This window comes from Pseudoclavibacter sp. AY1F1, from assembly GCF_002931075.1.
Taxonomy (GTDB): Bacteria; Actinomycetota; Actinomycetes; order Actinomycetales; family Microbacteriaceae; genus Pseudoclavibacter.
Map to the genome: position 1 here is coordinate 512635 of NZ_PSTQ01000001.1, position 21895 is coordinate 534529.

Genomic DNA, 21895 nt, shown 5'->3' on the forward strand with positions numbered 1-21895 from the left:
CATGACACACACAGATCGCACAAAGCCAGAAGTCGACTTCCCGGGTGGGGACGCACCAGCAGAGCTGGTAATTGAAGACATCATCGTGGGCGACGGGGCAGTCGCGGAGACGTCCTCGACCGTCGACGTGCACTACCTCGGCGTGGAGTTCGAGTCCGGCGAGGAGTTCGACTCCTCCTGGAACCGTGGCGAATCGGTCAACTTCCCATTGAAGGCGCTCGTTCGCGGCTGGCAGGAAGGCATCCCGGGCATGCAGGTCGGCGGACGCCGCAAGCTTGTCCTTCCCCCTCATCTCGCCTACGGCGCAGCTGGCGGGGGACACCCGCTTTCCGGCAAGACGCTCGTCTTCATCATCGACCTGCTCGGTGTGAGCTGACGCCTGAAACCTGCTATGCTCTTTCGGTTGCCGTGAAACGGCCGCGGATGAAGAGAGCTCGCACATTGTGTGCCGAGCGCCGCGCAACGAAAGAGAAGGGGGTCTGTCAATGGCACTAAGCGCTGAGGGCAAGAAGGCCATCATCGAAGAGTACGCAACGCACCCGGGTGACACTGGCTCCCCTGAAGTTCAGGTTGCCATCCTCACCACGCGAATCAAGGAGCTCACCGAGCACCTCAAGGAGCACAAGCACGACCACCACTCGCGTCGTGGTCTCCTCCTGCTTGTGGGTCAGCGTCGTCGTCTGCTCGGCTACCTCGCCGACGTCGACATCGCGCGTTACCGTTCGCTCATCGAGCGACTCGGCCTCCGCCGCTAAGCACTTTCTGGGAAGAGCCCCTGCCAAACGGCAGGGGCTCTTTTCGCGCGCTGAGCGGAGCGATCTGCGCCCAGAAGTTCCTCTCGTGACGGGCCGCCGCCGCTAGGCTGTTGGCATGGCAGCCCCTCGAACTCCAGCGAAGCAGCAGACAGACATCAAGGGACACGCGAAGGCCGCGACTGAGAGCGACGATGCTCCCATCGAGACTGGCAAGTCGGTCTCAGGTGCGACGTCGCGTGGTCGAAAGCCTGCGCCAAGCGCCCAGACGGCTTACCGTCTCAATCGGGCGGGTATCCCGGATATGACTCCGGAGGTCGACGAGCTCGCCGAGCTGCGAGATGAAGATCCGCTTGGCGAGGCCTGGCGCCACGGCTACCCCTATGACACGAAGCTGCCGCGCAAAGAGTATGAGAAGCAGAAGCGTGCGCTGCAGATCGAGCTGCTGAAGCTCCAGACCTGGGTCAAGGAGACGGGGCAGAAGGTCGTCATCATCTTCGAAGGGCGGGACGCCGCTGGCAAGGGCGGGGCCATCAAGCGCTTCATGGAGCACCTGAACCCTCGTGGTGCGCGCACTGTTGCGCTGGAGAAGCCAACGGAGAAGGAGCAGACGCAGTGGTACTTCCAGCGCTACGTCGAGCATCTCCCATCCGGCGGAGAGATCGTGCTGCTTGACCGCTCCTGGTACAACCGCGCGGGCGTCGAGCGGGTCATGGGGTACTGCACCCCGACGGAATACCTCGAGTTCACGCGCTCTGCCCCGGAATTCGAGCGGATGCTCGTGAACTCGGGGACCACCATCATCAAGTTCTGGTTCTCCGTCGGACGTGCCGAGCAGCTCGCGCGCTTCGCGGCTCGGCGCGATGATCCAGTGCGCCAGTGGAAGCTCAGCCCGACCGACCTCGCCTCGCTGGACAAGTGGGACGAGTACAGCGAGGCCAAGGAGGCAATGTTCTTCTACACGGACACCGCTGAATCTCCCTGGACCGTCGTCAAATCCAACGACAAGAAGCGAGCCAGGCTCGAGGCCATGCGCTACGTGCTCTCCCAGTTCGACTACCCGTCCAAGGACGAGAGCGTCGCGCACGCCGCCGACAAGAAGATCGTCGGGTCGCCGAGCAAGCTCTACGACGAGGGGGAGAAGCCGACCGGCGAGTTCCCGCTCGTGAAAGAGCTCCCTCGCGCGTCACGGAAGAAGTAGGAACACCCCGTTCGGCAATCGCCGAACGGGTTCCAGCTGCTCGTCACACTCCGCTGGTAGAGTCGATGTCGCAATCACTCAAGATACGCGGGGCGGCGAGTAGCTGGTCCTCGGTGGTGGGTTCCTGTCGTGGCTTCGTGTTGAAGCGCGAACAAGACAGAGGTCTTCTACTGACGATCAGCCCGGGATGACCCGGTCGCGCTTTCCCTTCGCGTGCACACGCATAAGGAGGAGACCTCTTGGAAGGTCCCGAAATCAAGTTCTCTGAAGTCGTTCTCGACAACGGCAAGCACGGCCAGCGCAAGATCCGTTTCGAAGCAGGGCGTCTCGCCCAGCAGGCGCAGGGCTCTGCCGTCGCCTACCTCGACGACGAGACCATGCTGCTCTCCGCCACGAGCATCTCGAAGAACCCGAAGGAAAACTTCGACTTCTTCCCGCTGACGATCGACGTCGAAGAGCGCAGCTACGCCGCAGGAAAGATCCCCGGATCCTTCTTCCGTCGTGAGGGCCGCCCGTCGACCGAGGCCATCCTCGTTTGCCGCCTCATCGACCGCCCCCTGCGCCCGTCCTTCGTCAAGGGCCTGCGCAACGAGGTCCAGGTCGTCGTCACGGTGCTTTCCATCGCTCCTGGCGAGTTCTACGACGCGCTCGCAATCAACGCGGCCTCGCTCTCGTCGCAGCTCAGCGGTGTGCCGTTCTCCGGCCCGATCGCCGGTGTGCGCCTCGCGCTCATCGACGGCCAGTGGGTTGCGTTCCCCAAGTTCGAGCAGCTCGCTGACGCGGTCTTCGACCTCACCGTCGCAGGCCGTCTCGTCACGAAGTCTGATGGAACCGAAGACATCGCCATCATGATGGTCGAGGCTGAGGCCACCGAGCACGCGTGGGGCCTCATCCAGGCAGGCGCTCAGAAGCCGGACGAAGCGGTTGTCGCGCAGGGCCTCGAGGCCGCGAAGCCGTTCCTCACGCAGCTCGTGAAGGCACAGCAGGAGCTCGCAGACCAGGCCGCGAAGCCTGTCGTCGAGTACCCCGTCTTCCTGCCGTACACGCAGGAGGCGCTCGACGCCGTCACCGCGCTCGCGCACGACGGCCTTGTCGACGTCTACCAGATCGCCGGCAAGATCGAGCGACAGGACGCCGACGACGCCCTCAAGGCGACCGTCAAGGAGCAGATCGCCGGCAAGATCGAGAGCGGCGAGCTTGACGCTTCCGTAGCAGGTCAGGTCTCGGCTGCGTACAAGTCCGTGACGAAGGATGTCGTCCGCGGGCGCATCCTCCGCGAGGGCAAGCGCATGGACGGACGAGGCGTCGCCGACATCCGCCAGCTCGATGCTGAGGTCGACGTCGTGCCACGCGTGCACGGCTCGGCGATCTTCCAGCGCGGCGAGACGCAGATCCTCGGCGTCACCACGTTGAACATGCTCAAGCTCGAGCAGCAGATCGACTCGCTCTCGCCGATCACGTCGAAGCGCTACCTGCACCACTACAACTTCCCGCCGTACTCGACGGGTGAGACCGGACGCGTCGGCTCGCCGAAGCGTCGCGAGATCGGGCACGGCTTCCTCGCCGAGCGCGCTATCGTCCCGGTTCTGCCGAGCCGCGAGGAGTTCCCCTACGCGATCCGCCAGGTGTCTGAGGCTCTCAGCTCAAATGGCTCGACGTCGATGGGTTCCGTCTGCGCGTCCACGCTCTCGCTCCTCAACGCCGGTGTTCCGCTGCGTGCACCCGTCGCGGGAATCGCCATGGGCCTCGTCTCCGACGAGATCGATGGCGAGACGCGCTACGCGGCACTCACCGACATCCTCGGTGCGGAAGACGCCCTGGGCGACATGGACTTCAAGGTCGCCGGTACCGCTGAGTTCGTCACGGCTATCCAGCTCGACACGAAGCTCGACGGCATCCCGACCTCGGTCCTCGATGGCGCACTAACGCAGGCTCGCGATGCTCGCATCCAGATCCTCGACAAGGCGATCAACGCGGTCATTGACACGCCGGACGAGCTCGCAGCCACGGCTCCGCGCATCATCTCGGTCCGCGTGCCGATTGACAAGATCGGCGAGGTGATCGGGCCAAAGGGCAAGGTCATCAACCAGATCCAGGACGACACCGGCGCCGACATCTCGATCGAGGACGACGGCACCGTGTACATCGGTGCAGTTGATGGCCCATCCGCTGAAGCCGCTCGCGCGGCCGTCAACGCGATCGCCAACCCGACGAACCCCGAGGTCGGCGAACAGTACCTCGGTACGGTCGTCAAGATCGCGTCGTTCGGTGCGTTCGTCTCCCTGCTCCCGGGCAAGGACGGCCTGCTGCACATCTCCGAGGTTCGCAAGCTCGCCGGTGGCAAGCGCGTCGAGAACGTCGAAGACGTACTCGGTGTCGGACAGAAGATCCTCGTCGAGATCACGAAGGTGGACGACCGCGGCAAGCTGTCGCTCGCTCCCGTGATCGAGGAAGCCGCAGCCGAAGAGGGCGTCGCTCTCGAGGCAAGCGCCGAGTAGTTCAACTCCTTCACCAGCAGGCTGGCCCCGTGCGTTTCACGCACGGGGCCAGTTCTGTTTCGTGCCGGAGGCCGCGCGACGCTGGGAGTTGCCACGTCGCTGACGCCTGCACCGCCAACACGCTCTAGGCTTGACTGGTTATGCGCGATGCCATTGAACTGCCTTTAGACCTTCCCGAGATCGAAGCACGTGTGTCGAACGGCGGTCTCTTCCGCCGATCCGTGCTGCCAAGCGGAGTGCGCCTGCTGACCGAGGAAGTGGTCGGCGCGGCGAGCACGAGCATCGGGCTGTGGGTGCCCGTCGGCTCACGCGACGAGCTTCCCCACGAGTACGGGTCAACGCACTTCCTGGAGCACCTGCTCTTCAAGGGAACGCCTTCCCGCACGGCCTTCGAGGTGTCCGCAGCATTCGAGCGCGTCGGCGGCGAGGTGAACGCGCAGACCGCCAAGGAGCACACGCTCTACCATGCCAAGGTCCGGGACGCCGACCTGCCGATGGCGGTCGAAGTGCTGAGCGACATGATTACCTCGAGCATGATCGACGCCGCGGAGTTCGAGATCGAGCGCGGTGTCATCATCGAGGAACTCGCGATGGCCGACGACGACCCGAACGACGTCGTGTGGGAGCGCTTCTACGAGACGCTCCTCGGCACGCATCCGCTCGCAAGGCCCATCGGGGGAACCCCTGCCTCGATTAGGGCAGCAGACCGCGACGCCGTCTGGAGCTCTTACAGGCATCACTACCGTCCAGAGGAGCTTGTCGTGACGATCGCCGGAGCGGTCAAGCACGACGAGGTCCGTGAGCAGCTTGAGCGCAACCTGCGCGCCGGGGGATGGGATCTCGATGCCAAGGCAGTCCCGGTCTCCCGCCGGCAGACGACGCTGCAGGCCGGATCGGCCGTACCGACGGGCCCTCTTTCTGCCACCGACCGGCCCCTCGAGCAGTTGGCGCTGGTGATCGGCGGGCAGGGCATCACGCAGCTCGACCCACGCAGGGAGGCCTTCGGCCTCATGCACCGGATCTTCGGCGGGGGCATGTCGTCTCGTCTGTTCCAGGAGATCCGCGAGAAGCGAGGGCTTGCCTATTCCGTGTACTCCTTCGGTGGAAGCCACTCTGATCTTGGTGTGACCGGGATGTACGCCGGATGCGCTCCGGACAACGTCCTCGAGACGGTCCGGGTGCTCCGCCAGGAGGCGGAGAAGCTCGTGCAGGACGGAGTGACCGCCACGGAACTCGCTGACGCGAAGAGCGCAAGCGCCGGGGGATCCGCGTTAGCCGTCGAGGACGCGGACACGCGGATGTCGCGCCTCGGCCGCGCCGAGATCCACACGGGCCGCTTCTACGACCTGGAGGCCGCACTGTCTCGCGTCGACGCTGTGACCCTCGACGAGGTGCAGACTGTCGCGGCCGACATGTTCAGCGGCGAGCTCGTCGCCTCGGCTGTCGGTAAGCTCTCATCTGAAGCAAGGACCGAACTGGAGCGCCGCTGATGTCGCACTACCTCTACCTCGTGAGACACGGCGAGCAGGAGAACGCGGAGCACGGCATCAACGACGGCCCGCTCTCCGAGCGAGGTCGGGCGCAGGCTCATCTGATCGGGCGCCGTCTCGCCGCTGTTCCGCTCAGCGAGAGCTATACGTCGCCTCTTGATCGTGCCGTCGAGACGAGCGCCGTCATCGATCAGTACACGAGTGGGCCGGCCGCGCTGGAATCGACGTTGCTGTTCGACTGCATTCCTACGGGTCAGGACGGCGCGCCGTCGATCTACGACGGTTTCTTCGGTGGCATCGGCGATGAGGTTGTCGAGGCAGGCATGGCACAGATGAGTGATGCCTACGACACGTTCTTCAGCAAGAGCCGGGAGGACCGGCACACGCTTCTGGTGACCCACAACTTCGTGATCGGCGAGTTCGTGCGGCGCGTCGTGGAGGCGCCGGAGTGGAGGTGGCTCGGCCTCAACTCCGTGAACACGGGGCTCACCGTCGTGCGTGTGCGCACGAGGAAGCCGGCGGAGCTGTTGCTCTTCAACGACCAGTCGCACCTCACTCCCGAGCTGCGCACGGGAGTCAGCACGTCAGTCGCGGTCTGAGTGCCGAACTGTGCGGCGTCCGCACCGCGACGAGCTCGCCTTGAGCGTCGGTGGTTGGCCGTACGCTTGTCTGCATGGAAACTAAGGTCGCCGTGCTTGGCGCATCCGGTCGCATGGGAACCCTTCTTGAGCGCATCCTCGACTCGACGGAGGGCCTGGTCCTGCATGCAGGACTGACCAGCTCGTCGTCGCTCGAAGAGATGCTCGGCGCCGACGTGCTCGTGGATGTATCGCGAATAGAAGCGTCCGAGGCAGCCGTGCCTTTTGCCCTCGAACACGGCCTCGACGTCGTCGTCGGCACAAGCGGATGGGACGAGCAGCGCATCGAGCGTGTCTCCGGACTCGTGCCAGCTGACCGAGCACTTGTGTTCGTCCCGAACTTCTCGCTCGGCTCCGTGCTCGGAACGGCCCTGGCCAGCGTTGCCGGCCGGTTCTTCGATTCAATCGAGATCCTCGAAGCTCACCATGACAAGAAGGTCGACTCCCCTTCCGGCACGGCGGTCCGCACGGCCGAGCGGATAGCCCAAGCGCGCGAGCATCCGCTGTCCGCTCCCAACTCCGAGCAGGAGGCCAGAGGGCAGCTTGTCGCTGGTGTGCCGATTCACAGCATGCGGCTGCGGGGCGTCGTCGCCGACCAGCAGGTCTTCTTCGGCGGTGCGGGGGAGGTGCTGACCATCCGGCACGAGACGATCTCCCAGGAGGCTTACGTGCAGGGAATCAGGTTGGCTATCGCACACGCGACTTCGTCGAACGGCACGACGGTCGGCCTCGATGGCGTGCTCGGCCTCAGCGATCTGCTCGGTCGCGCGTGAAAAGCAACCTGGCGACGAAGCTCGGAGTGGCGGCGGTCACCGTCCTCCTCCTGCTCTATGTCGTCTTCGTCGCGGGAATGGCGGTCTCCTTGTTCGCCGGGGATATCGTCGCGAAGGTGATGGGTGCCGCTCTCATCGTCTTCCCGATTCTCGCGGTTGTCTTCGTCGCGCGGGAGCTGCTGTTCGGACTGCAGACGGAGCGACTCCTGAAGCGCCTCGCGAAAGCTGGGGATCTTCCGGAGGATGATCTCCCGAAGCGGCCAAGCGGGCGTGTTGTCCGGGAAGCCGCCGACGAGGACTTCCCTCGGTGGAAGGCTGAAGCAGAGGCGGCACCAGACGACTGGCGCGTCTGGATGCGCCTTGGCCTCGCCTACTCGGCCTCGGGTGATCGCAAGCGAGCGCGGGCAGCGCTCCGTGAGGGAATCCGCCTCGAGAAGGCTTCCCCCGAGCGGGCGTAGCGGGCCTTCCGGCTCAGACGCCTGCGCCGGGCTCCGGCACGAACTCGGGCGACTTCAGGGCGAGTTCCACGGCGTGGCCCGCCGTGCGGTCCTTGAACGAGAACCCGGCCTCGAGGAGGCGCTTGGGCCGGATCTCCTGGTCGGCGAGGAACAGCTCTCGTCCCGCCTTCTGCAGAGTGAGGTCGATGAGGGTGGATGGTGCCTTCAGCTTGTAGGGACGACCGAGCTCGGTCGCCAGCTGCTGCTGGATCTCGTCTGCCGTGGCGGGAGTCGGGCCGACGAGGTTGTAGGCGCCCTCCGCGTCGTCGGATTCGAGCAGGTGCCGGAGTGCCCGGACCTCGTCTCGCAGGCTGACCCAGGGCCAGCGCTGCGTGCCGTCGCCGAGCTGAGAGAGCAAACCAACGCTCGCGAGTGTCTTGAGGACGGTCAGCACTCCACCGCGACCGAGGACCAGCCCCGTGCGCGCAAGCACAACGCGGGTCCCGTCCGGTGCGGTCTGCGCCGCCCGCTCCCACCGGTCGACGACGCGTGGCAAGAATTCATCGGTCTCTGGGAGCGCGGAGTCCTCGTCGAGAACCTGTCCGGGTCGATCGCCGTATGCACCGGAGGCCGAGCCGTTGATGAGCACGGCAGGCGGGTTCGCCGAGGCCGCCATGGCTCCAGTGATCGTGAGTGTCGCGTTCACCCTGGAACGCAGGATCTCCTTTTTCACGTTGTAGGTCCACGGCAGCTTGCTCAGCGGTGACCCCGAGAGGTTGACAACCGCGTCGACCCCGTCGAGTACCTTCGCGTCGAGAGTGCGCTGCGCGGGGTTCCATCTGAATTCGCTGCGATCCTTCGGCTCGCGTCGAACGAGCCTCGTGACGCGATGACCGTGTGCGTGAAGCTCGTCGATGAGGCTGCGGCCGATCATGCCGGATGCTCCGGAGACGAGTACGTGTTTTGGGGAGGTCGCCTTGGTGCTCATGAGTCTGACGCTAGTCCTCCCAGTTGGGCGGGAGCGCAACGCCCGGCCGTCCTCGGCTCACCTGACGTCCGATTGCGCCTAGGCTGTGCGGGTGCATCACGTGACTCGAGCCCCGAGCTGGGCCCAGCCGAACGGCCATCTTGGCGCCTAGCGCGATGCCGCTCGGCGAACCCGTGCCCCCGAGTGGCGAGCTCCCCGAGCAGGCTCTGGTAGGCGCTCAGTCGCGCGACTTCGGCGTCTACATCCACGTGCCGTTCTGCCGAGTTCGGTGCGGATACTGCGACTTCAATACGTACACAGCTGAGGAGCTCGGCGGGGTCTCCCGCTCGAGCTACGCAGGCGAGGTCGAGAAGGAGATGGAGATCGCCGAGCGGGTCCTGAGTGGCTCGCCCCGCCCTGTCTCCACGGTGTTCTTCGGTGGAGGAACGCCCACGCTCCTTCCTGTCAGCGACCTCGCGGCGATGCTCGAGGGCGTCCGGAGACGCTGGGGTCTCGCGCCTGACGCCGAGGTGACTGTCGAGGCGAATCCCGACTCCGTCGGCGAGCGAGAACTCGCGGAGCTCAGAGAGGCGGGGGTGACCCGGGTCAGCTTCGGCATGCAGTCTGCGGTTCCCCACGTGCTCGCGGTTCTCGAGCGGACGCACGACCCGGCACGCATCCCGATCGTCGTCGCAGCCGCCAAGCGGGTCGGACTCGAGCCGAGCCTCGATCTCATCTACGGCACGCCGGGGGAGTCGCTTGCGGACTGGAGCCGCTCGCTCGATATGGCGCTTGCGCAGGAGCCGCTGCACATCAGCGCCTACGCGCTCATCATCGAAGACGGCACCAAGCTCGCCAGGCAGATTCGCCGAGGGGAGGTCCCGGCTGTCGACGACGATCTCCAGGCAGACATGTACGAGATGGCCGAGGAGCGTCTGTCCTCGGCCGGGTTCGAGTGGTACGAGGTCAGCAACTGGTCGCTCCGAGGCGAGCATCCATCTCGCCACAACCTGTCCTATTGGCGTGACGCCGACTGGTGGGGCTTCGGGCCGGGCGCGCACAGCCACGTCGGTGGAGTTCGCTGGTGGAACGCCAAGCATCCGAGCGCATACGCGGCCAGGCTCGCGGCTGGCGAGACTCCGGCGATGGGCCGCGAGGTGCTGGACGAGGACACGAAGCGGTTCGAGCGGATCATGCTCGGCTCACGGCTCCGAGAGGGGCTCGCCATCTCCGAACTCGATGACTCGAGTGTCGTGGCGGAACTCATCGCCGAGTCGTTGGTGGATGGTCGAGCGGCGCTCAGGGGCAGGCTCGTCCCGACGCTGCGAGGACGCCTCATGGCTGACGCGATCGTCAGGCGGATCGCGGTCTGATCCGTCTGCACCGAGAGCGGTCCTCGGGCGGTGTCAGGTCACGAAGCGGAACGTGACCGGATAGCGATACGGACGTCCCTGGTTCGCCTGGATCGCTCCGAGGATCGCGTAGACGACGATGCCGACCCAGAGCAGGGGGTACAGCATCGAGACGAGCAGCGCCAACGGGCCGCCGAACAGTGAGAGCAGCGAGATCACGCCGATCCCGACGTACACGATCGCGGCCGTGATGCCGAAGTTGAGCGCCTCACGTCCTTCGCTGTCGGCGAGCGGGCCCCGCTTCCTCGTGATGAGCCAGAGAACGAGGGGTCCAACCGCGGGCGCGACGATGTTGAGCAGGTGGTCGAAGGTCGCGACGAGTCGGTCTCCATCCGCGGTGAGCGGTGGCTCGCCAGGGGCCGGAGCTTGAGCGCCTGGGTACTGTCCCTGTTGCTGCTGCCCGTACTGCGCCTGCTGCCCGTACTGCGCCTGCTGCCCGTACTGCGCCTGCTGCCCGTACTGCGCCTGCTGGCTGTACGGTGCCTGCTGTGCGTATGGCGGCTGCTGTCCGAACGGCGCTTGCTGTCCGTACTGACCCGGTTGGCTGTACGGCTGCTGCTGATTCGGGTCCTGGGGCTCGGACTGCGGAGTCGGCGCGAAGGGGTCTGACACGGGATTCCTCTCGACGATTTCGCTTCAGGCTAGTCCGCTTGGTCGGGGAGGGGCTGGCATTCCGCTGGTGCGGGGGCCCGAACGCGGTAGGATTGGCAGTCTCAGGTTCGGAGTGCCAACAGGCCTCCCGGTGGTCGAAGAGGGAGGAGCATCGTGGTTTCAGACAGAAGCATGCAGGTGCTCCGAGTGATCGTCACCGACTATGTGACGAGTCGCGAGCCCGTGGGTTCGAAGTCGATCGCAGACCGTCATGATTTCGGCGTCTCAGCCGCGACCATCCGCAACGACATGGCGCAGCTCGAGGATGCAGAGCTCATCGTCGCTCCCCACACCTCCTCGGGGCGAATCCCAACCGATAAGGGGTACCGGCTCTTCGTCGACCGGCTCGCTGAGATTCGACCACTGTCCGGTGCGCAGCGCCGGGCGATCGAGACCTTCATCGAGGGCAGCGAAGATGTCGACGAGGTGCTCGGACGCTCAGTGCGCCTGCTCGCTCAGCTCACGAACTCGGTGGCTATCGCGCAGTACCCGTCGCTTGCGAATGCCTCTATCCAGCACGTTGAGTTCGTGCTGCTCTCGAGCAGGCGCGTCCTCACCGTGCTCATCACCGACTCCGGCCGCGTCGAACAGCGGATCGGCCACCTTGGCGCCGAGGTCAGCGTCGAGCAGCTCCAGGTGCTTCGGGATCGATTGGCGGGACGAATCGTCGGCAGGACCGTGGCTCAGGCATCGGCCGAGCTGCGGGACGTGAGCGGTCTCATGGGGGAGCAGGACGCCGAGCTCTTCGCCCCCGTCGTGGCAAACCTCCTCGAGCTTGTCCTCGCGCACCGACAGGAACGCCTGGTCATGGCCGGTACCGCGAACCTGGCTCGAACGGAGCGCGACTTCCCCTCGAGCATCCTGCCGGTGCTCGAAGCCATCGAGGAGCAGGTCGTGCTGCTTCGTCTGCTCGACGAACTCCACTCGAGCCCGGAGGCGTACTCCGTGAGCATCGGCCAGGAGAACGTTGACCTTGGGCTCGGCGAGACCGCGATCCTCACGAGCGGTTATCGGAGCTCCGGCAGCGATGCGCGCCTCGGCGTGGTCGGGCCGACGAGAATGGACTACCCGCGGAATATCCAGGCCGTCCGGGTCGTTGCGAGTTACCTGTCGCGCGTCCTCGACGACAGACACCTGGACGACTGACCGACACCGTCCGGCTCGCCGGCGGATGCACCCGGCGCCTGGAAACTCAGGCGCGAAATTCACAGATGCAAAGAAGGAGTCGCCACTCTTGGCAGACCACTACGACGTGCTCGGCGTGAGCCGCGAGGCTTCCCAGGACGAGATCAAGAAGGCCTACCGCAAGCTGGCGCGCCAGCTGCACCCGGACGTCAACCCGTCCGAGGACGCGGCGGAGCGCTTCAAGTCCGTCACGCATGCCTACGACACGCTCATCGACCCCGAGCGCCGCAGACAGTACGACCAGGGAGGACCCGACGGGCAGTCGTTCGGCGGCTTCGGCGACATCTTCGAGACGTTCTTCGGCCAGCAGGGGTCTCGTGGGCCTCGGTCGCGCGCCGAGCGCGGCCAGGATGCGCTCGTGCGAGTCGAGCTGGACCTCGACGAGGTCATGTTCGGCACTCACCGGGACCTCGAGGTCACGACGGCCATCGCCTGCGACAACTGCCAGGGCACGTGCTGCGCGCCGGGCACATCGCCAACGACGTGCTCGGCCTGCGGCGGCGCCGGTTCGGTGCAGCGCCAGGTCCGATCGATCCTCGGCATGGTCGTCACGAACCAGCCGTGTGCGCAGTGCCGCGGCTACGGCACGGTCATCGAGCACCCCTGCGACACTTGCCACGGTCAGGGGCGTGTCCGCTCCAACGTGAGCATCCCCGTCGACATCCCGTCTGGCGTCGACTCGGGCCTGCGCATCCACCTGCCAGGTCGTGGCGAAGCAGGTCCGGCTGGGGGCGCCAATGGCGACCTGTACCTCGAGATCCGGGTTCGACCTCACGAGGTCTTCTCGCGCGATGGGGACGACCTGCAGTGCATCATCGAGGTGTCGATGGCTGACGCGATCCTCGGGACCTCGACGACTGTCGGCGCACTTGATGGCGACGTCGACCTGCAGATCCCGGCCGGCGTCCAGTCCGGCGAGGTGCTCACGGTGCGAGGCCGCGGCATCACCAGACTGCGCTCGACGCACCGCGGCGACCTCGACATCGCCGTGCAGGTCGTGACTCCCGCCAAGCTCGACGGCAAGTCGCGCAAGCTGATCGAGGAGTTCGCTGCACGTCATCGTCACGAAGCTCCGCGCCTCGCGCGAGAGAAGCAGGGGATGTTCTCCAAGCTCCGCGACCGATTCGGCCGCTGAAATGGCGTGGCTGTACCTCGCTGAAGACCTCGACGAGGCGCTTCGAGTCGGTGACGTCACCGAGGTCCGCGGCGGGGAGGCCAAGCACATGGGGGTCGCGCGCATGCGCGTCGGGGAGCGGGTGCAGCTCGGCAACGGCCGCGGCTATGTCGTCGACGGCGAGCTGCTTGCTCTCGAACGCGATCGTGCCGTCGTGAGCGTGCTCGGCGCCAGGCGCCTGCCGGAGCCCGAGCCGAGGGTCACCGTGGTGCAGGCTCTTGCCAAGGGCGGACGCGACGACCTCGCCGTGCAGGTTGCGACCGAGCTCGGTGCGTCGGCCTTCGTACCGTGGCAGGCGAAGCGAAGCGTCAGCCGGTGGGACCAGAAGGCCGACAAGGGCCGGGAGCGCTGGGCGTCGGTGGCGAGGGAGGCGAGCAAGCAGAGCCTGTCGCCGTGGGTGCCTGAGGTTGCTCAACTGCACTCGACCGCGCAGGTCGCGAGGCTGGCCGCGAACGGCCCGATGCTGGTGCTCGACCCCGTTGGGGACACCTCGCTGCGCGAAGCGCTCGGTGCTGGTCTGGCACCCAACCACGGCGGGCTGACGCTGGTCGTGGGTCCGGAAGGCGGCATCGACGGCAGCGAGTTCGCCCAGTTCGAGGCGGTAGGAGCGAGGCGCGTGCATCTCGGTGCCTCCGTCCTGAGGACCTCGAGCGCGGCGCCCGCGGCCATCGCCGCGATCCTGGCGCTCAGCGGCTCGTGGGACTCGCGGTTCCGCGACGGTGCCGAGTCGTAGGCTGGATGCATGTCGAGTTCAGAGCCATCCATCTTCACGCGCATCATCAACCGCGAGATCCCAGCCGACATCGTGTTCGAGTCGGACAGGGTCATCGCGTTCAAGGACATCAGCCCTAAGGCACCCGTGCACCTCCTTGTTGTTCCCAAGACCCAGGAGTACGTGAACGTGGCGCAGCTAGCGGCCGGGGATCCGGCGCTTCTTGCCGAGGTCATCGCGGTCGCGCAGGGGCTCGCTGACCAGCACACCGACAGCGAGTTCCGCCTCATCTTCAACTCGGGGGCGGCTGCTGGCCAGACCGTCTTCCACGTACACGCTCACGTCCTCGGCGGAGGACTCACGGAAGGATCCCTTGCCTAGTCAAGACAGTTCATCGCCAAGCGGGACCGAGCACTCGGGTGCCGAGGGCGACTTCGTCGAGCAGACCACAACAGTCGAGGGCGTCGCCATGGTGCGCCTCCTCGGCCCAGGCGACCGACTGCTGAAGTCCGTGGAGCAAGAGCACCCACGGGTCCGCATCCTGGCGCGCGGGAACGAGATCACTTTCAGTGGGCAGCGCAGTGACGTCGAGGCCGCCGAAGCGCTCCTCCGCGAGATCACGGCCATGGCTCGGAGTGGCGTCGACCTCGAGCCCGATCAGATCGAGCGCTCGCAGCGCCTCATCGACCGTGGCGAGGAGACCCCGACCGATGTGCTCGGGCAGGCGATCGTGCAGTCCCGCGGCAAGAAGATCCGTCCGAAGACGCTCGGCCAGAAGCAGTACGTGGACGCGATCGACGACAACACGATCGTCTTCGGCATCGGTCCGGCTGGAACTGGCAAGACCTACCTCGCGATGGCGAAGGCCGTGCAGGCCCTGCAACGCCGGGAAGTCACGCGAATCATCCTGACCCGCCCCGCGGTCGAGGCGGGCGAGCGGCTCGGCTACCTGCCGGGAACGCTCAACGACAAGATCGACCCGTACCTCCGCCCCCTGTTCGATGCGCTCAACGAGATGCTCGACCCTGAGGTGGTCGTCAAGCTCATGGCGAGCGGCACCATCGAGGTCGCACCGCTTGCATACATGCGCGGGCGGACGCTCAACGACGCGTTTGTGGTGCTCGACGAAGCGCAGAACACGACACCCGAGCAGATGAAGATGTTCCTCACCAGGCTCGGCTTCGGCTCGAAGATGGTCGTGACGGGCGACATCACGCAGCTCGACCTGCCGATGGGCGCTTCAGGCCTGAAGCTCGTCACCCACGTGCTCGGCGGCATCGAAGAGGTCCACTTCTCTCACCTGACCAGCGACGACGTCGTCAGGCACACACTTGTGGCGCGCATCGTGGACGCCTATACCGAGTACGACCAGAAGAAGCAGGCGGACGATCACGGCCGCCGGGACAGGAACGCAAGCCGATGAGCATCGAGGTCAATAACGAGGCGAGCTACGAGGTCGACGAGGGCGCCCTGCAGCGGGTAGCTGCGTACGCGCTCGACCAGCTGCACGTGCACGCCGAGTCTGAGCTCGCGATCGTGCTCGTCGAGGTGGGCCCCATGGAAGAGCTGCACGTGCAGTGGATGGGGGAGCCCGGCCCGACAGACGTGCTGAGCTTCCCGATGGACGAGCTCAGGCCAGGAAACGTCGACCGGCAGACCCCTCCCGGGCTGCTCGGCGACATCGTGCTCTGCCCTCAGGTGGCAACCGACCAAGCCAAGGCGGCGGGTCATTCCATGATGGACGAACTGCTGCTCCTCACGACGCACGGCGTCCTGCACCTTCTCGGCTTCGACCACGCTGAGCCAGAAGAGGAGAAGCAGATGTTCGGTCTCCAACGCGACATCCTCGTTGGCTTCCACCTTCAGGAGAGGAAGCGCTCCAGATGACAGCGGCTCTGCTTGTTGCCGCCATCGTCCTGATGGTGGCTATGAGCGGGTTGCTTGCCGCGACGGAAGCGGTCATCGCGCGTCTTTCCCGGCCGGAGCTCGAGCAGATAGCGCTCGACAGCCGCGCGAGGCGCTCGATAGAAGCCATCGCCGCCGATCCTGGGGCTCACAGCAACGCGCTGAACTTCGCGCGCGTGCTCTTCGAGAGCATGTCAGCGGTCCTGGTCACGCTCATCCTGACCGACCTGTTCGACGTCAAGTGGCAGGCGTTCCTGGTGTCGGTGGTCATCATGATCCTGGTCTCGTTCATCATCGCGGGGACGAGCCCACGAAGCGTCGCTCGTGCTCACCCTCAGCAGGTCATGAGCTTCGCGGCGCCGATCGCGCGTGCCGTCAGGCTCGTCATCGGTCCGGTCGCGGACCTGCTTGTTGTGCTCGGAGACCGCGTGACGCCGGGGCGTCCGCAGCGCCTTGGCTCCGTGTCGAGCGAGGAGGAGCTCCTCAACATGGTCGACGAGGCCACTGAGCTCAAGGTCCTCGAGCACGGTGACCGCGAGCTGATCCATTCAGTGTTCGAGTTCTCCGACCGGCTCGTGCGAGAGGTCATGGTCGCCCGGACCGATATGGTCACCGTCGACGGTGACGAGGGCGTCCGCGAGGCGCTCGAGCAGTTCCTCGAGACCGGGATCTCGCGAGCTCCCGTGGTGGGCCGCGACAGCGACGACATCCTCGGGGTGCTCTACCTCAAGGACCTCGTCCGCCACTCGCTGCATGACTCGAATGAGCCCAAGCCAGCAGTCGAGCTGGCGCGACCCGCGGATTTCGTGCCGGAGTCGCTCCGAGCCGACCTGCTGCTGCGACGCATGCAGGCGTCCGCGACACACCTCGCGATGGTTGTCGATGAGTACGGCGGCATCGCTGGCCTCGTGACACTCGAGGATCTCATTGAGGAGCTCGTCGGCGAGATCAGCGACGAGTACGATCGACCGAATGACGAGCCGCGAAAGCTGCTCGACGGAAGGTACCGGGTCTCGTCTCGCCTAGCGACCGGCGAACTCGGCGACCTGTTCGACATCGAGCTCGAGTTCGATGACGTCGACTCCGTGGGCGGCCTGCTTGCGAAATCGCTGTCGAAGATCCCCGAGCGCGGGGACCGGGCGGTCGTCGACGGCATCGAACTCGTCGCGGAGCGAGTCGGTCCCCGCAAGCGCATCCTCACCGTCCTGGCGCGTCGCCTGGAACCACTTCAAGAGTCAGGAATCGAAGCATGACGAACTACCGAGCAGGATTCGTGACCTTCGTTGGTCGCCCGAACGTGGGCAAGTCGACTCTGACAAATGCGCTGGTCGGCGAGAAGATCGCCATCATCTCCGACAAGCCGCAGACAACCCGCCGGGCCGTGCGAGGCATCGTCCACCGCGAGGACGGGCAGATCATCATCGTCGACACGCCTGGCATGCACCGCCCTCGCACGCTGCTCGGCGAGCGTCTGAACGACGTTGTGCACGCGACGCTCGCAGAGGTCGACGTCATCGGCTTCTGTGTGCCAGCGAACGAGCCTGTCGGCCCAGGTGACCGCTTCATCAATGAGCAGCTCGAAGAGGCGCCAAAGGCACGCAAGATCGCTATTGTGACGAAGGCGGAGACCGTGAGCCGCGACGTGCTCGCATCCCGCCTCGTCGACGTGCAGGGGCTCCGCGAGTGGGACGACATCATCCCCGTCTCGGCCGCGGAGGACATCCAGCTCGACACGTTGACCGGCATCATCCTGGCGCTCCTGCCTGAGTCGGAGCAGCTCTACCCGAGCGACATGAAGACCGAGGAATCGTTCGAGCAGCGTGCGGCTGAGCTTGTGCGCGAGGCCGCCCTCGAGGGAGTCCACGACGAGCTGCCACACTCGATCGCCGTCACCGTCGAGGAAGTGGTGACCCGGGATGACGGCGTGACCCGCGAGCTCTACGTCAACATCGTGGTCGAGCGTGACAGTCAGAAGGGCATCATCATCGGGCGGGGCGGAGAGCGGCTGAAGCGCATCCGCGAGCAGGCGCAGCGAGAGATCTCGCAGATCACGGAGGGGCGAGTCATCGTCTCGATCCGAGTGAAGGTTGCGAAGGAGTGGCAGCGTGACCCGAAGCAGCTCGGTCGTCTCGGCTTCTGATCTGGGCCGGGGCCACCTTCCCGCAGACGTGCGGCCTCGACGGTCATTTCTTGTTGCGGTAGCGAATCTCTGGAGAGACCACACGCATCGCCTGACCTGGCTCCAGTGGGTGACCGACATCATCCTCGGCCTGCTCTTCGCGATCACGCTCGGGCTGCCGCTCGACTACAACGCCGTCGATGAGACGACGTTGACCTGGCTGCTCCTGCCGTCTTGGGTACTCTTCACGGTCGCCATCATCATTCGGCGTTACGCGCCGTGGCCGAGCTTCCTCATCGTCGTTCTCGCGGCGTTGCTGAAGTCGATCTTCGCGTTCGGACCGCATCCGCAGGATGTGGCGATCTACCTGAGCATCTACGCGGCTGTCGCGTACGGAAGCCGGGCGCTCCTGGTCACCTCGGGGCTCTACGGGGTAGTCGCGCCGACGGTCATCGTCGCCCTCATCCCGCACTGGAACCCGAGCAGCTTTACCTGGGACGCGATCGCCTCCAACACCGAGGGCAGCAGGGACGAGTTCCTCGTCGCGGCGGCGCTCATCTGGCTCCTGTTCGTTGGCGCGGGTGTTGTCGCCTGGCTGGCCGGCCTGCTGCGCCGCATGCACCTTCGGGCGCAGGAGGTCAAGAACCGCGCGGCGATCATCGAGCTCGAGCGCATCCGCGCCAAAGAGCAGCTGACTGCTGAGCAGGAGCGAACTCAGATCGCCCGGGACATGCACGACGTCGTGGCGCACTCGCTCGCCGTCGTAGTCGCGCAGGCGGACGGCGCCAGGTACGCCATGAAGAGCAGCCCAGAGACGGCGGAAGCGGCGCTCGTGACGATCTCGTCGACGGCGCGCAGCGCGCTTGTCGACGTGCGTGGCCTCCTCGGGCAGCTGCGCCACAGCCAGGAGGCCGGACCTGAACCGGGTCTCGAGGAGCTGCCCGCGCTCTACTCGCGAATGCGCGCGGCAGGACTCGATCTGCAACTCGAGACGAAAGGCGAGCCTCGGGCGCTGACGACACAGGCCCAGGGCGCGGTGTTCCGCCTCGTGCAGGAGTCACTCACGAACGTCCTAAAGCACGGTGACGCGACGCAGCACGTCGTCGTGCGGGTCAGTTGGGGCCAGGTTTTCGAGGTCACAATCGTGAACGCCATCGCGGAGGCTGCGGGTTCCCGAGGTCAGAGCGGGCACGGCCTCATCGGAATGGCCGAGCGCATCGGCATAGCTGGCGGTAACGTGCAGGCAGAGAGACTCGGCGACCAGTTCCGCGTTCACGCCTGGCTGCCGCTCGCCTCAGCGCAGCCGACCACGACCGAAGAACTCAAGGGCGAACCCGCTCGCAGCACAATCGAGAGGCAAGCACTGTGACCAGCAGTCAGATCACCGTCGCGCTCGTCGACGACCAGCCGCTGTTCCGCAGCGGAATCCGGATGCTCATCGACAGCCAGGAAGACATGCGCTTCATCGGGGAGGCCAGCGACGGCGTCGCGGCGGTCTCGTTGGCGAAAGCGCTGAAGCCAGACGTGATGCTCATGGACGTGCGCATGCCGGGGCAGGACGGCCTCGAATCCACGAAGCAGATCGTCGCGAGCGGCTCTGCCACGCGCATCCTCGTGCTCACGACCTTCGATCTCGACGAGGCCGTGGCGAGGGCCGTCGGTGCTGGCGCCAGCGGCTTCCTCCTGAAGGACGCCGACCCGGAGTTCCTCCTGGCAGCGGTGCGGACGGTCGCTACCGGTGCGGAGGTCTTCGCCGCCCAGGCGACGGCGGACCTCATCAGGAGATACTCGGCGGCTGTGCCAGCGACGAGGGCGGTCCCTGAGCGATACACGACACTCACGGAACGCGAGCGGGAGATGTTCGCGCTCGCCTCCCGGGGCCTGTCGAACGGCGAGATCGCGCGTCAAGAGTTCCTGAGTGAGGCGACGGTGAAGACCCACATCTCCCGCGTGCTCGCGAAACTCGGCCTGCGAGACCGAGTGCAACTGGTCGTCTTCGCCTACGAACACGGCCTGAACTGACCGCAAGTGAACGCTGGCCTCGGTGCTACGCTGTGTCAATGCTGTTCGGCACCCTCCTTCTTCGCTGCCGCGGCGAGGCTTCGCTCTAAGCCCACCTCGCCGCGGAGTCTGCTGTCGGCTTAGCACGTCTCGAAGCCAATCTCGGAGCCAAAAATGAAGAACATGCAGCAGCCGTCGTCGATGCCAGCGCACCGCTACATCCCGCACCACGAGCAGATCACCGTCGAACTGCCCGACCGCACCTGGCCGTCCAAGCGCATCGAGCGCGCACCCCGCTGGTGTGCTGTCGACCTGCGCGACGGCAACCAGGCCCTCATCGACCCAATGTCACCTGAGCGCAAGCGGGCGCTCTTCGATCTCCTTGTCCGCATGGGGTACAAGGAGATCGAGGTCGGATTCCCGTCGGCCAGCCAGACCGACTTCGACTTCGTTCGTTCGCTCATCGAAGAGAACGTCATCCCCGAAGACGTGACGATCCAGGTGCTGACGCAGGCCCGCGGCCACCTCATCACACGCACCTTCGAGTCTTTGAAGGGCGCGAAGCGGGCGATCGTGCACCTCTACAACTCGACGAGCGTCCTGCAGCGCGAGGTCGTCTTCCGCAAGGACCGCCAGGGCATCATCGACATCGCGCTCGAGGGAGTGCGCCTGTGCCGTGAGGCAGAGGCCATCGTGCCGGACACGGAGATCTTCTACGAGTACTCGCCGGAGAGCTACACCGGCACGGAGCTCGACTTCGCGGTCGATATCTGCAACCAGGTCATCGAAGGCTTCGACGCGACCCCTGAGCGGCCCGTCATCATCAACCTGCCCGCGACCGTCGAGATGTCGACGCCGAACATCTACGCAGACTCCATCGAATGGATGCACCGCAACCTCACGCGCCGCGACAGCGTCGTGATCTCGCTGCACCCGCACAACGACCGCGGCACCGGCGTCGCGGCTGCCGAGCTCGGCTACCTGGCCGGCGCAGACCGCATCGAGGGGTGCCTGTTCGGCAACGGCGAGCGCACCGGCAACGTCGACCTGGTGACGCTCGGCGTCAACATGTTCACGCAGGGCATCGACCCGCAGATCGACTTCTCAGACATCGACGGCATCCGCCGCACCGTGGAGTACTGCACGCAGCTCCCCGTCGGCGAGCGCGCCCCGTGGGGCGGGGACCTGGTCTACACGGCCTTCTCCGGCTCGCACCAGGACGCCATCAAGAAGGGCTTCGAGGCTATGGCCGCGAAGGCCGAGGCACTCGGCGTCTCCGTCGACGAGCTGACCTGGGAGGTCCCATACCTGCCTGTGGACCCCCGTGACCTCGGCCGCAGCTACGAGGCGGTCATCCGCGTCAACTCGCAGTCCGGCAAGGGTGGCGTCGCCTACCTGCTGAAGGAGCACCACAACCTGGATCTCCCGCGCCGGCTGCAGATCGAGTTCTCCGGCGTCGTGCAGAACAAGACGGACTCCGAGGGTGGCGAGGTCTCGACCGACGCGATCTGGCGAATCTTCAACGACGAATACCTGCCCGCCGCGAGCGAGCAGCACAAGTGGGGCCGCTTCGAGCTGTTCCGCACCGCGACCAGCTCAGCGCTGGACGGGGCCGTCGACCTCAGCGTCTCGCTGCGCGACGGGGCTGACGTCGCCGATCACGCTTCGAAGGGCAACGGTCCACTCGACGCCTTCATGAAGCTGCTGGGGGAACAGGGGCTCCAGGTCGAGCTGCTGGACTACGTGGAGCACGCGCTCTCCGTTGGCGGCGACGCCCGAGCTGCGGCGTACATCGAACTCGACGTCGCAGGCGTTCGCCTGTGGGGCGTCGGAATCGACAGCGACATCTCGACTGCATCGCTCAAGGCCATCGTCTCCGGGGTCAACCGTGCGTTGCGCGGACAGACAGAGGCCGAGCTGGAAGCGCAGCTGACGACCGTCGCCTAGGCGCGCAGAGGAACCGCACGAGGGAGGGGGCGG

22 protein-coding genes are annotated in these 21895 nt (G+C 65.9%); 20 read left to right on the forward strand and 2 right to left on the reverse strand.

All coding sequences use genetic code 11. The features are described from left to right. Window position 1: 1 nt before the first annotated feature. From C5B85_RS02400 to C5B85_RS02435, 8 genes are all read left to right on the forward strand, one after another. Window positions 2–376, forward strand: a complete 375-nt coding sequence (locus C5B85_RS02400; RefSeq protein WP_104284449.1) for an FKBP-type peptidyl-prolyl cis-trans isomerase — start codon at window positions 2–4, stop codon at window positions 374–376. Between the two features lie 109 nt (window positions 377–485). Next, window positions 486–755 carry a 30S ribosomal protein S15 gene (rpsO, locus tag C5B85_RS02405; protein WP_068480294.1) on the forward strand — a complete coding sequence of 90 codons (270 nt, stop codon included), beginning with the start codon at window positions 486–488 and terminating at the stop codon, window positions 753–755. 115 nt (window positions 756–870) lie between these two features. Next, window positions 871–1953, forward strand: coding sequence for a polyphosphate kinase 2 (gene ppk2, locus C5B85_RS02410; protein WP_258070544.1), 1083 nt, complete (start codon window positions 871–873; stop codon window positions 1951–1953). Window positions 1954–2192: 239 nt separating this feature from the next. Beyond that, window positions 2193–4451 carry a polyribonucleotide nucleotidyltransferase gene (locus C5B85_RS02415; RefSeq protein ID WP_104284450.1) on the forward strand — a complete coding sequence of 753 codons (2259 nt, stop codon included), beginning with the start codon at window positions 2193–2195 and terminating at the stop codon, window positions 4449–4451. A 140-nt stretch (window positions 4452–4591) separates the two neighbouring features. After that, entirely contained in the window at window positions 4592–5941 is a 1350-nt protein-coding gene (locus C5B85_RS02420) for a pitrilysin family protein (RefSeq protein WP_104284451.1), read from the forward strand. Continuing rightward, window positions 5941–6540 carry a histidine phosphatase family protein gene (locus tag C5B85_RS02425; protein ID WP_104284452.1) on the forward strand — a complete coding sequence of 200 codons (600 nt, stop codon included), beginning with the start codon at window positions 5941–5943 and terminating at the stop codon, window positions 6538–6540. Before C5B85_RS02420 ends, C5B85_RS02425 begins: the two co-directional genes overlap by 1 nt. 74 nt (window positions 6541–6614) lie before the next feature. Beyond that, window positions 6615–7352, forward strand: coding sequence for a 4-hydroxy-tetrahydrodipicolinate reductase (gene dapB, locus C5B85_RS02430; protein ID WP_104284453.1), 738 nt, complete (start codon window positions 6615–6617; stop codon window positions 7350–7352). After that, window positions 7349–7810 (forward strand): hypothetical protein, encoded by a 462-nt coding sequence (locus tag C5B85_RS02435; RefSeq protein WP_258070545.1) that lies wholly within the window; start codon window positions 7349–7351, stop codon window positions 7808–7810. Before dapB ends, C5B85_RS02435 begins: the two co-directional genes overlap by 4 nt. Window positions 7811–7823: 13 nt before the next feature. Here the strand turns inward: C5B85_RS02435 and C5B85_RS02440 are convergent, their stop codons facing one another. Further along, window positions 7824–8777, reverse strand: coding sequence for a TIGR01777 family oxidoreductase (locus tag C5B85_RS02440; RefSeq protein WP_104284454.1), 954 nt, complete (start codon window positions 8775–8777; stop codon window positions 7824–7826). Window positions 8778–8932: 155 nt separating this feature from the next. Here C5B85_RS02440 and hemW point away from each other — a divergent pair, with 155 nt between their 5' ends. Beyond that, window positions 8933–10129, forward strand: a complete 1197-nt coding sequence (gene hemW, locus C5B85_RS02445) for a radical SAM family heme chaperone HemW (protein WP_104284455.1) — start codon at window positions 8933–8935, stop codon at window positions 10127–10129. Between the two features lie 33 nt (window positions 10130–10162). Here hemW and C5B85_RS02450 read toward each other — a convergent pair whose 3' ends face one another. After that, entirely contained in the window at window positions 10163–10780 is a 618-nt protein-coding gene (locus tag C5B85_RS02450) for a DUF4870 domain-containing protein (RefSeq protein ID WP_104284456.1), read from the reverse strand. 153 nt (window positions 10781–10933) lie between these two features. Here C5B85_RS02450 and hrcA point away from each other — a divergent pair, with 153 nt between their 5' ends. From hrcA to leuA, 11 genes are all read left to right on the forward strand, one after another. Further along, window positions 10934–11965: a heat-inducible transcriptional repressor HrcA gene (hrcA, locus tag C5B85_RS02455; RefSeq protein ID WP_104284457.1), complete on the forward strand. Its 1032-nt coding sequence runs from the start codon at window positions 10934–10936 to the stop codon at window positions 11963–11965. Between the two features lie 88 nt (window positions 11966–12053). After that, window positions 12054–13139, forward strand: a complete 1086-nt coding sequence (gene dnaJ / locus C5B85_RS02460; protein WP_104284458.1) for a molecular chaperone DnaJ — start codon at window positions 12054–12056, stop codon at window positions 13137–13139. Window position 13140: 1 nt separating this feature from the next. Continuing rightward, a complete protein-coding gene (locus C5B85_RS02465; protein ID WP_104284459.1) occupies window positions 13141–13911 on the forward strand; it encodes a 16S rRNA (uracil(1498)-N(3))-methyltransferase in 771 nt (256 codons plus the stop codon). A gap of 9 nt (window positions 13912–13920) precedes the next feature. Then, on the forward strand, window positions 13921–14271 hold the full coding sequence (locus C5B85_RS02470; RefSeq protein WP_104284460.1) for a histidine triad nucleotide-binding protein: 351 nt from the start codon (window positions 13921–13923) through the stop codon (window positions 14269–14271). After that, window positions 14264–15313: a PhoH family protein gene (locus tag C5B85_RS02475; RefSeq protein ID WP_374953076.1), complete on the forward strand. Its 1050-nt coding sequence runs from the start codon at window positions 14264–14266 to the stop codon at window positions 15311–15313. Before C5B85_RS02470 ends, C5B85_RS02475 begins: the two co-directional genes overlap by 8 nt. Further along, window positions 15310–15777 (forward strand): rRNA maturation RNase YbeY, encoded by a 468-nt coding sequence (ybeY, locus tag C5B85_RS02480; RefSeq protein WP_104284462.1) that lies wholly within the window; start codon window positions 15310–15312, stop codon window positions 15775–15777. The genes C5B85_RS02475 and ybeY overlap by 4 nt, the downstream gene beginning before the upstream one ends. Then, window positions 15774–17048 carry a hemolysin family protein gene (locus C5B85_RS02485; RefSeq protein WP_104284463.1) on the forward strand — a complete coding sequence of 425 codons (1275 nt, stop codon included), beginning with the start codon at window positions 15774–15776 and terminating at the stop codon, window positions 17046–17048. Before ybeY ends, C5B85_RS02485 begins: the two co-directional genes overlap by 4 nt. Next, window positions 17045–17935, forward strand: a complete 891-nt coding sequence (era, locus tag C5B85_RS02490) for a GTPase Era (protein WP_104284464.1) — start codon at window positions 17045–17047, stop codon at window positions 17933–17935. The genes C5B85_RS02485 and era overlap by 4 nt, the downstream gene beginning before the upstream one ends. 109 nt (window positions 17936–18044) lie before the next feature. Beyond that, complete coding sequence (locus tag C5B85_RS02495; protein ID WP_104284465.1) at window positions 18045–19283, forward strand: sensor histidine kinase; 1239 nt, start codon at window positions 18045–18047, stop codon at window positions 19281–19283. Beyond that, window positions 19280–19936 carry a response regulator transcription factor gene (locus C5B85_RS02500; protein ID WP_104284466.1) on the forward strand — a complete coding sequence of 219 codons (657 nt, stop codon included), beginning with the start codon at window positions 19280–19282 and terminating at the stop codon, window positions 19934–19936. Before C5B85_RS02495 ends, C5B85_RS02500 begins: the two co-directional genes overlap by 4 nt. Before the next feature lie 153 nt (window positions 19937–20089). Beyond that, window positions 20090–21862: a 2-isopropylmalate synthase gene (gene leuA / locus C5B85_RS02505; protein ID WP_104284467.1), complete on the forward strand. Its 1773-nt coding sequence runs from the start codon at window positions 20090–20092 to the stop codon at window positions 21860–21862. The last annotated feature ends 33 nt before the right edge of the window (window positions 21863–21895 follow it).